We start from the raw sequence: 12,455 nt of genomic DNA, 5'->3' as shown, positions 1-12,455 counted from the left end.
TTTTTATTTTCTAATTAGACTATAAAGGTAATGAATGTTGAATTAAATACAGATTAAGCTAAACAGCGATTGTTTCGTATATTTGTTATAATTAGGTTAAAATTAAAACATTATGAAAAAAAATGTATTGTTAACAGGAGGTACAGGATTTGTGGGGAAGCATTTAACAGACTTATTAATACAAAAAGGGTATACTGTTTCTATTTTAAGCAGAAGTAAAAAGGAAAATACAACAGCCATCTTTTATTACACCTGGGATGTTGAAAAACAAACGATAGAGAAAGAAGCCGTTTTGAATGCAGATTATGTCATTCACTTGGCCGGAGCCAATATTGCCGAAAAACCTTGGACAAAAAAACGCAAAGAAGAAATAGTGTCTAGTAGAAAACTCTCAGCACAATTAATCTATGGCGTCTTAAAGAAATACGATAAGAAATTGGACGCTTTTATTTCTGCCTCGGCAATTGGGATTTATGGAGCAGTAGATGGTGAAGAAATTTGTACAGAAGAAATGATCCCCGCCAATGATTTTTTAGGGCTTACTTGTCAAAAATGGGAAGCTTCGGCTGACTATATCTGGGAATTAGGCATGCGCACGGTAAAAATTCGTACCGGTTTGGTTTTAGGAAAAAACGATGGTTTCTTGAATAAACTAATGCCTATTTTTAAGTTGCGATTGGGTTCGGCATTGGGCTCAGGGAAACAATATATGCCTTGGATTTATGTGGGTGATTTGTGTGGGATATATCTTGAAGCGATTAAGAATCCGAATATGCAAGGCGCTTATAATGCCGCTATAAATGACAATACAACCAATGCCAGTTTTTCCAAAACATTGGCAAAAGTTCTTGGTTATAGGATTTGGTTACCCAATGTTCCTGCTTTTATTTTGAAATTAACAATGGGCGAAATGGCAAAGATTGTTTTGACAGGAAGACGGGTTTCATCTGATAAAATAGAAAAATTAGGATTTCATTTTCAACATGAAAATTTAGAGGAAGCACTTCGGGTTTGTTTGGATAAGTAGTTTTGCTAAAAAACAGTTTTTACGCTAACATTGACGTTTTTAGATATTTTGCTTCTCACAATAGAAGGAACTTCTATGTTAAAATCATCGGTGTTCAAAGAGAAGCTGGAAATGAGTTCCATGCCTTCATCGATTTTTTTAATTTGAGCAATAACATTAATTTTTTTTGATTTTCCACGAATAACGATTTCGCCTCTAATTAGATATTCGCCTTTTTTTTCATTTATATTTTTCATATCAAATTTTTCAATAACTCCTTTAAATATTGCTTTTGGATATTTTTTGCTATCCATATAATTATTATTGAAATGTTCCTCCATTAGACTTCTTTCAAAATGGAATTGGGTAATAAATGCCACAAATAGGATGGTGCTTTTTTTAGTATTTAAAATAGAATTTACCTTTTCGTTTTTAGCTTCTACTGCTTCAAAAAAAGGAACCGAAGCTTCAAAAACAATACTACTGTTTTTGGCCGTCATTTTCTCTTGTGCATAAATTGCATTTGCCACAAGTAACAGAGAAAGAAGTAGAATTTTTTTCATCTTGATTACTGAAATGATGTTACTTAAAGTTACGAAAAATATCCCCAAATTGCTACTAAAACACGACTTAAAAAAGCATAAAAAGAGCCGAAAAAAAATATTTTCAGCTCTTTTATTAGATGTGAATTATTTCGTCTAATACAGACTTAAAATCTATCCAATTAGTCTAATTTTATTAAGATGTTGTAGTTTTTCTCTAAACTATTTAACGTTTCTTTGGAGTTGTGATTAAAAAAATCTTTATCGCGGTTCTTTTCCTTTTTCAAGGCAATTTGTTTAAGGCAATTCTGAAACCGGCGTACTTCTTCTAAACTGGATAAAATTAGCCCCGGAACAGTGGCATTCTTACCATCTTTATCCTTTGAAACCATGGTAAAATAAGAAGAATTACAATGTTTGACAAGACCAGTCTGTATATTTTCAGATTCTACCCGAATGCCAATAATCATTGAACTTTTGCCTACATAATTTACGCTGGCCTTCATCGTCACTAATTCGCCCACTTCTATCGGATTCAAGAAATCGACAGTATCTACAGAGGCGGTAACGCAATAATTTCCTGAAAATTTGGAAGCGCAGGCAAAAGCAATCTGATCGAGTAAGGAAAGAATATATCCGCCATGAATTTTACCGCTAAAATTAGCATGCGAAGGCAACATTAATTCTGAAATGCTGATATTCGATGAGGCTACAGCCTTGTAGGTAGGATTCATAACGTTTAATTTAATAATTGGTTTTCGTCTTTTTCCGCTCTTGACAAGATGTTTTCTGGAAGCGATTTTTTGGCCTTGGCACCCATTTTTTTCAATCTCTCAACGCTGGTAATTAGGTTTCCTTTTCCTTCGACCAATTTATTCATTGCACCGCTGTATTCGGCTTTGCTTTCGTCTATTTTTTTTCCAATTTTTATTAAATCAGCTACAAAACCTTCAAATTTATCATACAAAGCACCGGCTTGTCTGGCAATTTCAAAAGCGTTTTCCTGTTGCTTTTGGTTAGTCCACATACTGTCAATGGTTCGCAAAGTAGCCAAAAGGGTAGAAGGAGTTACAATAACAATGTTTTTTTCGAATGCTTTGTTGTATAAAGTAGTGTCTTCGTTGAGTGCCATTGCAAAAGCGGGTTCCATCGGGATAAAAAGCAATACAAAATCAGGACTCTCAATCTGGTATAAATCCTGATAGTTTTTGTCTCCCAATTGCTCCACATGGCGTTTAATCGAATTGACATGCTCTTTCAAGAAACCGTTTTTTAAATTATCGTCTTCCTCATTGATGTATTTTTCATAGGCGGTTAAAGATACTTTTGAATCTACAATCATCTTTTTTCCGTCAGGTAAATTAATGACTACATCCGGAAAAACGCGCTGTCCATCACTATTGGTGTGGGATTGTTGTACATAATATTCTCGGTCTTTTTCCAAACCTGACTTTTCTAGAACGCGCTCTAATACCAATTCGCCCCAGTTTCCCTGCATTTTGCTGTCGCCTTTCAAAGCTTTAGTCAGGTTGATGGTTTCCTTACTCATTTGGATATTCATCTCGCGTAAACCTAGGATTTGTTGGCGTAAAGCCGCATGATAATCAATACTCTCTTTATGGGTGTCTTCAACCTTTTTTTCAAATAATTGGATCTTGTCTTGCAAAGGAGACAAGATGTTTTTCATGTTTTCTTTGTTCTGTTCGGTGAATTTATTTGATTTTTCGTCTAATATTTTGTTGGCGAGGTTCTCAAATTCTTTGGTAAATTTTTCCTGTAGTTTTTCAACTTCTTCTTTTTGTTCTTTGTTGCGTTCCCAAAGGTTCTCAAAATCAACTTCTTTCTTAGAAAGTTGAATCGCCAGACTGTCTTTCTCGTTGCGGATACTTTCTTTTTCCAGATTACTGTTTTGCAATTGTTTTTCGAATGTCGTTTTGTCGTTCAAAAATTGCTCTTTCAGTTGATCGAATTGAGAATTTAGAGCAATTAATTTCTCTTCAAGGCTAATTTTTTCCGACTGGAATCGGGCAGAGAAAATGAGTTTTCCAATGAAAACACCAAGGGCAAGCGCAATGATAAAAACCAATAAAAACGGGAGGATAGTTGACATAAAAGGATTGTTTTTTATAAAAAGTAAAAGTATGAAAAAGATAGGAGAGTTATCTAAAATTGATGATAGACAATTTAAAAATGTACTTTTGCACAAATTCTTAGCTTTATCATGTCACACCACCATTTTATCCTTCACAAGCCCTATGGTTATTTAAGTCAGTTTATTTACGAGTTGAAACGTAAAAAGAAACTCTTGGGCGAATTGTATGACTTCCCTGAAGGAACGATGGCAATTGGCAGGCTTGATGAAGATTCCGAAGGCTTGTTGCTGCTTACCACCGATGGGAAGATGAGCGAAATCATTCGTTCTAAAAAAGTAGACAAGGAATATTATGTACAAGTGGACGGCATTATTAATCAGGAAGCCATAGATAAGTTGAAGGCTGGTGTCGAAATTGGTTTTAATGGCACAAAGTACATCACCAAACGTTGTGAAGCTTCTTTGATATATGAAATTCCTGCTTTTGGAGTGAGGGGAAAAAAAATACGGGATGAACGCCATGGACCAACTTCTTGGGCTTCGATAACAGTCAATGAAGGCAAGTTTCGGCAAGTGCGCAAAATGACCGCAGCAGTTGGTTTCCCAACTCTGAGGTTGGTAAGAGTTCGGATTGGAAATGTATATTTGAATGATTTACAATCCGGTGAAGTGATAGAGGTGAAGGACTTTTCGACTGAAAACCAAATAATCAACTCAACAATCTAAAAATCGTTAATCGATAATCAAAAATCTTTTTTACATGTTAAATATCGTTTTAGTAGAACCTGAGATACCTAATAATACCGGAAACATTGGTCGATTGTGTGTTGGCACCGAAAGTCGTTTGCATCTGGTCCATCCGTTTGGGTTTGTAATTAATGATAAAAACTTAAAGCGTTCGGGATTGGATTATTGGGTACATCTCGATGTGACGGAATACCAAAATGTAGCCGAATGGACGGCTCAGATTCCGGATAAATCACGCGTTTTTCTGATGAGTTCCCATGCCGAGAAATCCTATTTGGAAACGGAATTCCAAGACGGTGACTGGCTGGTTTTTGGAAAAGAAAGCAAGGGTTTGAGTGCCGAAGTTTTGAACCAATTCGAGAATCATCTTACGATACCAATGTCGCCATTAATTAGAAGTTTTAATATTGCGAATTCGGTAGCCTTTGTTATTGGAGAAGCCAAAAGACAAATTGGTCTGAAGTAACTCAAGGTTTTAGAATCGGTTTAAGTAGACGGAAATAAAATTTTTAGGTGAAAATTTCATATATTTGAGTATGTCATTTTAAAGTACTTTCTGCATTTAATTCCTGTTTTATGATAGACAAAGTTTTACTCAGAAGCACCATTTTTAAACATTTGGACGGCTTAGTTACTGCGCCGGTATCCTATGCCTTGCACAAAAAAGGAGTTTTGATTTATATTCTGAATAAGAAAGAAGCTTCTCTTGAGGAACTCACTTCTGAATTTAAAGCAAATGAAGGCTATCTTAATGTAGGTTTACGTGTTTTATGCTCACAGGGTTTTTTGAAATATCACATCAATAAGTCAACTCAGGAGATTAAATTTTCCTTGACAGATAAAAGCGAATTTGCTTTTTCTCTATTTCCTTTGTATAAAGATGTTGTCGATTTATTGCAATTTTCGATGCAATTTCATCCTCGGCTGTTTGAAGAATCTCCATTTGAACGCCTGAGAATAATTTTAGAAAAATATAAAAACAACTACGGCGTTGAATTCTCCAATAACTCTTTGGAAAAAGAAATCCAGCATCAGATTCTGACTCATATTGAAGGTTCTTTGGTAGGATCAACCTTAGTGCGATTGGCGATGAGCGGGATGTTTCACAAGTATTTTATGGAGATTTCTTTCCGCCCAGAAGAGTTTCATAAGTCACCGGCTCATTTCAAAATTATATTGGATTTTTTTGTGTATCTGGGTTGGTTTATAGAGAAAAACGGAAATTATCAATTTACCGAAACAGGCTTGTTTTTTGCACGTAGAGCCACCGCTTATGGAGTGACGGTTTCTTACCTGCCTACTTTTGCCAAAATGGATGATTTGCTTTTTGGTAATCCCGAGATATTAAGGAATATTCCCGAAGGTGAAGAAGAAATTCATGTAGACCGAGAAATGAATGTATGGGGAAGTGGTGGAGCTCATGATACTTATTTTAAAGTGGTGGATGAGATTATCATCAAGTTGTTCAATTTACCGATAGAAGAGCAACCTAAAGGAATTTTGGATATGGGTTGTGGCAATGGGGCCTTTTTGCAACACATTTTTGATGTAATTGACAGGCAAACCTTAAGAGGTAAAATACTCGATGACTATCCTCTGTTTTTAATTGGTGTCGATTATAATCAAGCGGCGCTGAAAGTAACTAGAGCTAATTTGATAAACGCTAATATTTGGGCAAAAGTCATTTGGGGTGATATTGGTCGTCCTGATTTGTTGGCTACTGATTTGATGGAAAATTACAATATCAATTTGAAAGACTTGTTGAATGTGAGGACGTTCCTAGACCATAATCGTATTTGGGAAGAACCTAAAAAGACTACTGCGGATAGAATTAGCCAATCTACGGGAGCTTTTGCTCATAGGGGAATTCGAATCAAAAATAATTTGGTAGAGGATAATCTATTGGAGCATTTCAACAAATGGTCGCCATATGTCAAAAAATTCGGACTGTTGATGATTGAGTTACATACCATTTCACCTGACTTGACGGCAAGCAATCTTGGCAAAACTGCCGCTACTGCCTACGATGCCACCCATGGTTTTTCGGATCAATATATTGTGGAAATTGAAGTAATGCACAAAATTGCAGCGGAAGCCGGATTGTTTTCGGACGTTGATGTTTTTAAAAAATTCCCAGATTCTAATTTGGCAACCGTTAGTATCAATTTATTGAAAGGAAAATAGAAGTGTTAAGTTTTTGAGTTTTCAGACTCATTATTGAATTGAACAATTATTAATAAAAAAATGCGACTTAATTTGTTCGAATCAAATTTTTAGACAATCATAAATTTTCCTTTTTCTTGATCAAAAACAATATGTTCATCTTTGAATATCGTATTAAAACTCCCTTTGGAAATCAAATTACAAGGTTCATCTTGAATCACCGTTTCGGGTGTCATGATAATCATGTCATCACTCAATTGTATCGCCATATCGATATCATGGGTTGAAAATAAGATGCATTTATTGGTTTCTTGGGTTAGCTTTTTCAAGAGTTTAAACAATGCCACTTTGTGTAATAAATCCAAATGAGTGGTAGGTTCATCTAAAATTATTAAGGGCGTGTCCTGAGCTAAAGCACGTGCCACCAATACTTTTTGTAATTGTCCGTCGCTGATTTCGTAATGCTTTTTTCGGGATAAATGACTTATTTGGGTTAACTCAAGCGCATCTTTTACTTTAGATATGTCTTCACTTGTTAAAGTTCCAATCCAATCGGTATAAGGTTGTCGTCCTAAAGCAACCAATTCGAAAACGGTCAGATTGCTAGGAGGTAATTTTTCCGTAAGGACAATACTTAAATTTTTGGCTAATTCTAAAGAAGAATAGGAAGAGATTTTTTTGTCATTCAAAAAAACATCGCCATTTAATGGCTTTTGTATGCCAGTAATGGTTCGCAATAAAGTTGATTTCCCAATTCCATTGGCACCAATCAATGCAATGAGTTTTCCTTCCTTCAAATTCAAGTTGAGGTTTTCGGCAATGGTTGTCACCGAATGCTTGGTTTTGTAGCCGATACTTAGATTTGAAGTATGAAGTATATTTTTTGAATCAATCATCTTAATATTTTTTTTCGAGTCCTTCCTGAGAACGGTAAACTGGGTACTAAACGGTTGCTTTTATCTAAAATCTGCTATCTGAACACTCAAAAATTATCCCATCATTTTGCGCTTGCGTACCAATAACCAAATGACAACCGGCGCTCCGAGTAAAGAAGTTATAGCATTTATCGGAAGGGTGATTTCCATTCCCGGCATTTGCGAAGCCACATCACAAACAAGCATTATGGCGGCTCCTAAAAGCAGCGTACTCCAATATAAAACCGAATGATTACTGGTTTGAAATAATAATTTTGCTATATGAGGAACGGCCAATCCTATAAACGCTATTGGACCGGCATAAGCGGTGATGCTTCCGGCTAAAAGGCTTGTTGCAAAAATAATGATTAATCGGGTTCTTTTAAAATTCATTCCCAAACTACGAGCATAGTTTTCGCCTAAAAGTAAGGCGTTTAATGGTTTGATACTAAAAAGGCTCAATAGTAATCCTATGAATACACAAACGGATAAAATAATTATCGAGGACCAAGATAAATTTCCCAAAGTGCCCATTGACCAAAAAGTAAATTTTTGCAATTGTTCTGCAGAACTGAAATAGGTAAGAACTCCTACGATAGCGCTGGTGAAACTGCCAAACATTAGTCCTACAATCAGTATAGCCATGGTGTCACGCAAGCGATGCGAAACCAATAAAACCGCCAGTAAAACAATAGAACTTCCCAATGTAGAAGCAATGACCACGCCATATGAAGACAGTAAAACATTACCTAAAAAAACAGGTATAAAAGAGGCTCCTAATATTGCGAAGGCAACACCCAAACTCGCTCCCGAACTCAAACCCAAAACATAAGGTCCCGCCAATGGATTTCTAAATAAGGTTTGCATCAATAATCCGCTAATGGAAAGTCCCATTCCAACCAGTATTGCGGTGATGGCTTTTGGCAATCGATAATTGATGATAATGTATTCCCAGGTTGTTTTACTGGCTTGTCCGCCTGTTAGGCTGATGTAAACTTCTTTGAAAGGAATGGTGATAGACCCAAAACTGATGTTTACAAAAAACAAGACAACAAGAGCAGTAGCAAGCAGAGAAAATAAAAGGCTATTTCGTTTTTTATTAGTCAATTTAGTTCAGTTTTTGTGCAAAAGTAAAAGTGTAATTAGGTAGTAATTCAGGATGGAATATTTTGATGTAGTCTTTTAAAACTAAATCCGGTCGGCTAGGGGCTAATTCATAATAAATAGTGCCGCCAGTTGCGCCTTTTTGGCTTTCAAAGGTATACACGTTTTTCTTAGCAAAGGCATCAAATTGCGTGTAATGCGGGTTGCTTTCGCCTAATTCAGCGACTGTCTTGTAAGAACCGGAAGCTATCCAAAAATCGGCTTTTTTGCCTTTCATCAAGATGTTCTCAAAGGAATAAGCCTGACTTCCCGTTCCTTCTAATTCTTTCCAAAGATAATTGGCTTTTGCATCTTTAAAAAATTGCGCGACCCAGCTGTTTCCTCGGGCAACATACCATTGATCTTGGTACATTGATCCATATAATACGGTAGATTCCGGTTTTTTTGAGGCTACTAAAGCCAGTGCATCATTGTAGTTTTTTACGATACTATCAAAAAGGATTTTAGCTTCTTTTTCTTTACCAAATAAAGCGCCAAAAAGTTTAATCCATTCTGCTTTTCCAAGAGGAGATTGCTCCATCCAATCGGCTTGAATCAATATATTTAAACCACTTTTTTGCAGATTATCAATCATCGGATTATTATTGTCTAGGCCAAAGGTCATAATAACACCCGGAGCCAATTCGATGAGTTTTTCGATGTTCAGTTTTTCATTTTGTCCTACGTTTTTTACAATTCCATTGTCAATTAATGTTCTGGTTTTTTCGGAAGAAATATAATCGGTATGAGGGAAACCAATCAAGTTTTTTTCGACACCTAGCATCTCCATAAAAGGAATGTCGGTGGTTGAGGTAACAACAATAGATTGCAAAGGAACTTGAATTGAGCTGTATTTTTGTAAGCTGTCAGGGACAACACTATTTTTTTGTTTTAGAATGTAAGTGAAGTTTTTATCGGCTTTGGGCCAAGGGTTTGTAATTTTTACAACCGAATAACCATCGTATTTGTAAATGGAAAGGCTGCTTGCATATTCGATGTCGTTTTGCGCTTTTGTTATTTTTGTATCATTCAATTTTTCGACTTTTTTGCAGCCGATGAACGTGGCTAAAATAAAGATGAAAACGGTTTTATAAAAGGAGTTTTTCATAGTAATTTTTATGATTAGGGCAAAGGTATAAGAAATTACAAAAAAAATCTTGTTTATTTTTAGGTCCCAAAAAATCAACAAATAGTATCTTTACCAGATGAATATGAGAAAAGTGAAAAACTGTTCTACTTGTGGGACGCCCTTTGATTGCGGCGATAACACCGAAGGAAGTAAATGCTGGTGCAATGATTTTCCGCCTATTTTTGTTCCATCGGAAGTGGTGGATTGCCTTTGTCCTGTTTGTTTTAAAAACAGCTGTTCGCTAAAAATTGAAGAATATGTTGAAACAATCACTCCGGAAACAGCACTCCATAATAAGGCAAAAGATTTACCCAAAACCAGTCATTTAGTTGAAGGAATTGACTATTATTTAGAGGATGGAAACTATGTTTTTAAGACTTGGTTTCATTTAAAAAGAGGATATTGTTGCCAAAACGGGTGCCGACATTGCCCGTATTGAATTAAAACTACCAATTAAGATGATCTATTTTATAACAGGAGGGGAACGCTCCGGCAAAAGCAGTTATGCAGAGAATTTGGCAAAAGAGTTGTCTGATAAACCAATGTATGTTGCAACAGCCAGAAAGTGGGATGATGATTTTAAAAAAAGAGTTGATCGCCATCAAAAAGGGCGTGACGAGCGCTGGGTTAACATCGAAAAAGAAAAGTACCTTAGCGAAATTGATTTTTCGGGACAGGTTGCCGTAATTGATTGCGTTACACTTTGGCTAACCAACTTTTTTGTAGATACTAAAAACGATGTGGAATTCTCTTTAGAACAGGCCAAAGCTGAATTTGATGCGGTTTGCAAACAAGAAAATAAAACCATTATCATTATCTCCAATGAAATTGGAATGGGAGTTCATGCAGAAACGCATATCGGAAGGAAATTCACGGAGTTGCAAGGATGGATGAATCAATATTTGGCAAAAAAAGCGGATAAAGTCGTATTGATGGTTTCTGGAATTCCGGTAACAATTAAAGGCTAAATCTGAATTTTTAATTTGCCAAAGCAGAGTGAAAACCAATTTTAAAAATTTCAATAAAAAAGGATAAGTAAATGCAAACATTAGACGAAATTTTAAAATCCCGATGCGATACCCGTCATTTTACAAATGATGAAGTCCCTGATAGCGTAATCCAAAAAGCACTTCAGGCAGGACATTGGGCGCCTTCGGTAGGTTTAACCGATGCTACAAAATTTTATCTGGTGAAGAAGGCTGAAATAAAGAAAGCAGTCAAAGATTTGTTTTTGGATTTTGATAAAAAAGCAGCCAATCTAACGGATAATGAAGCTCAAAAGGCGCAATATCAAAATTTGAAATTAGAAGCAATCGAGGAAGCACCGCTCGGATTGGTTATTTGTTACGATCGTTCGGTGTTGAATAATTTTACGATTGGAACCGTAGGAAGTAATGAATCTATTAAGTTCAGTGCAGTTTGTGCGGCTCAAAATATATGGTTGTCTTTGACAGAGCAAGGTTATTCTATGGGTTGGGTTTCTATTCTGAATTATTATCAGTTTAAAAAATTATTAGGCTTGCCGGAATATATTGAACCTTTGGGATATTTCTGCGTGGGAAAACCCGCCACAAATTATGATAACCAACCGATGTTGCAACAACTGAATTGGAAACACAAATCAGAGTCTCCTTTTGTTGAGGAAATTGCAATTTTGTATCAAGAGTCTGAAATAGAAAAAGATAAGGAGCTAATTAACGATTCGTTGATTTCTTTATCAGCAGATTTACAATACAAAATAGACCATAAAGCGAAGCCTATTGGTGCGCTTGGTGTTTTGGAAAAATTAGCCAAACAAATTGGTGAAGTATTCCAAACATTGGAACCAAAAATTAGCCAACCTCATATTGTTGTTTTCGCAGCAGATCATGGAATCGCTCAACATGGCGTGAGCGCTTATCCGCAGGATGTAACCCGAGAAATGGTTACTAATTTCCTCGAAGGTGGTGCTGCGATAAATGTGTTTTGTAAGCAAAACAGCATCAATCTTTCTATTGTAGATGCTGGGGTGAATTATGATTTTCCACCAAATGCAAAGCTAATTTCGGCTAAAATTGATAAAGGTACACAGTCGTTTATTGAAGGTCCGGCGATGAGTGAAATGCAAATGGAACTTTGTTTTATAAAAGGTGGTGAAATCGTTAAAGCGATTACCAAAAGTGGGAGCAATTGCATCGGTTTTGGCGAAATGGGAATTGGAAATACGTCTACAGCTTCGGTTTTGATGAGTGTTTTGTGCGGTTTTCCAATTGAGGATTGCATCGGAAGAGGAACTGGCGTAGATGACGAAAAGTTAATTCAAAAGCAAATGATTCTCGAAAAAGCCATTGCCAATTATGATAGTTCAGCGGATTTAGATAGTAAGTTAGCTTATTTTGGAGGGTTTGAAATATTGCAAATGGCAGGCGGAATGTTGGAAGCTTACAAGAATAATATGTTGGTTTTGGTAGATGGATTCATTTGTAGTGTCGCTTTTTTGGTTGCAAGTAAAAAAAATCCTTTGATCATCAAAAATGCTGTTTTTAGTCATCAGTCTGCTGAACAGGCACACAAAAAATTGTTGGATTATCTTGAAGTTTCAGCCATTCTTCAACTTGATTTGCGTTTGGGTGAAGGGACCGGTTGCGCCGTGGCGTTTCCCATTATCGAGTCGGCGGTGGCTTTTTTGAATGAAATGGCAAGTTTTGAAAGTGCTGGAGTGAGCAGGAAGTAATCAGTT

At 36.2% G+C, this 12,455-nt stretch carries 13 protein-coding genes; 7 read left to right on the top strand and 6 right to left on the bottom strand.

Features of this window, described 5'->3' with window-relative positions; genetic code table 11:
- Window positions 1–112: 112 nt before the first annotated feature.
- Entirely contained in the window at window positions 113–1,027 is a 915-nt protein-coding gene (locus tag ACMDB5_RS00525) for a TIGR01777 family oxidoreductase (protein WP_413999093.1), read from the top strand.
- A 5-nt stretch (window positions 1,028–1,032) separates the two neighbouring features.
- Here ACMDB5_RS00525 and ACMDB5_RS00520 read toward each other — a convergent pair whose 3' ends face one another.
- From ACMDB5_RS00520 to rmuC, 3 genes are all read right to left on the bottom strand, one after another.
- Window positions 1,033–1,569: a YceI family protein gene (locus ACMDB5_RS00520; RefSeq protein ID WP_413999092.1), complete on the bottom strand. Its 537-nt coding sequence runs from the start codon at window positions 1,567–1,569 to the stop codon at window positions 1,033–1,035.
- A gap of 161 nt (window positions 1,570–1,730) precedes the next feature.
- Window positions 1,731–2,282: an acyl-CoA thioesterase gene (locus ACMDB5_RS00515; RefSeq protein WP_413999091.1), complete on the bottom strand. Its 552-nt coding sequence runs from the start codon at window positions 2,280–2,282 to the stop codon at window positions 1,731–1,733.
- 5 nt (window positions 2,283–2,287) lie between these two features.
- Window positions 2,288–3,658: a DNA recombination protein RmuC gene (gene rmuC, locus ACMDB5_RS00510; RefSeq protein ID WP_413999090.1), complete on the bottom strand. Its 1,371-nt coding sequence runs from the start codon at window positions 3,656–3,658 to the stop codon at window positions 2,288–2,290.
- 111 nt (window positions 3,659–3,769) lie between these two features.
- On the opposite strand from rmuC, the gene ACMDB5_RS00505 reads away from it, so the two are divergent.
- The 3 genes from ACMDB5_RS00505 to ACMDB5_RS00495 all read left to right on the top strand — a co-directional run bounded on the left by ACMDB5_RS00505 (window position 3,770) and on the right by ACMDB5_RS00495 (window position 6,571).
- Window positions 3,770–4,366: a pseudouridine synthase gene (locus tag ACMDB5_RS00505; protein WP_413999089.1), complete on the top strand. Its 597-nt coding sequence runs from the start codon at window positions 3,770–3,772 to the stop codon at window positions 4,364–4,366.
- Window positions 4,367–4,400: 34 nt separating this feature from the next.
- A complete protein-coding gene (locus ACMDB5_RS00500) occupies window positions 4,401–4,853 on the top strand; it encodes a tRNA (cytidine(34)-2'-O)-methyltransferase (RefSeq protein WP_413999088.1) in 453 nt (150 codons plus the stop codon).
- A gap of 110 nt (window positions 4,854–4,963) precedes the next feature.
- Window positions 4,964–6,571, top strand: coding sequence for a class I SAM-dependent methyltransferase (locus ACMDB5_RS00495; RefSeq protein WP_413999087.1), 1,608 nt, complete (start codon window positions 4,964–4,966; stop codon window positions 6,569–6,571).
- 89 nt (window positions 6,572–6,660) lie between these two features.
- Here the strand turns inward: ACMDB5_RS00495 and ACMDB5_RS00490 are convergent, their stop codons facing one another.
- The 3 genes from ACMDB5_RS00490 to ACMDB5_RS00480 form a co-directional block, all read right to left on the bottom strand.
- Window positions 6,661–7,446: an ABC transporter ATP-binding protein gene (locus ACMDB5_RS00490; RefSeq protein WP_413999086.1), complete on the bottom strand. Its 786-nt coding sequence runs from the start codon at window positions 7,444–7,446 to the stop codon at window positions 6,661–6,663.
- A gap of 93 nt (window positions 7,447–7,539) precedes the next feature.
- Window positions 7,540–8,571: an iron chelate uptake ABC transporter family permease subunit gene (locus tag ACMDB5_RS00485; RefSeq protein ID WP_413999085.1), complete on the bottom strand. Its 1,032-nt coding sequence runs from the start codon at window positions 8,569–8,571 to the stop codon at window positions 7,540–7,542.
- A gap of 1 nt (window position 8,572) precedes the next feature.
- Window positions 8,573–9,715, bottom strand: a complete 1,143-nt coding sequence (locus ACMDB5_RS00480; protein WP_413999084.1) for an ABC transporter substrate-binding protein — start codon at window positions 9,713–9,715, stop codon at window positions 8,573–8,575.
- 103 nt (window positions 9,716–9,818) lie between these two features.
- Between ACMDB5_RS00480 and ACMDB5_RS00475 the strand changes: the two genes are divergently transcribed.
- From ACMDB5_RS00475 to cobT, 3 genes are all read left to right on the top strand, one after another.
- Window positions 9,819–10,175, top strand: a complete 357-nt coding sequence (locus ACMDB5_RS00475; protein ID WP_413999083.1) for a DUF5522 domain-containing protein — start codon at window positions 9,819–9,821, stop codon at window positions 10,173–10,175.
- Between the two features lie 19 nt (window positions 10,176–10,194).
- Window positions 10,195–10,704 carry a bifunctional adenosylcobinamide kinase/adenosylcobinamide-phosphate guanylyltransferase gene (cobU, locus tag ACMDB5_RS00470; protein ID WP_413999082.1) on the top strand — a complete coding sequence of 170 codons (510 nt, stop codon included), beginning with the start codon at window positions 10,195–10,197 and terminating at the stop codon, window positions 10,702–10,704.
- Between the two features lie 71 nt (window positions 10,705–10,775).
- A complete protein-coding gene (gene cobT / locus ACMDB5_RS00465) occupies window positions 10,776–12,449 on the top strand; it encodes a nicotinate-nucleotide--dimethylbenzimidazole phosphoribosyltransferase (protein ID WP_413999081.1) in 1,674 nt (557 codons plus the stop codon).
- Window positions 12,450–12,455 lie beyond the last annotated feature (6 nt).

The organism is Flavobacterium sp. W1B, assembly GCF_047344965.1.
Lineage (GTDB): Bacteria > Bacteroidota > Bacteroidia > Flavobacteriales > Flavobacteriaceae > Flavobacterium.
Note: the sequence above shows the minus strand (reverse complement) of the source record. Positions and strands in the feature narration are given on the sequence as shown.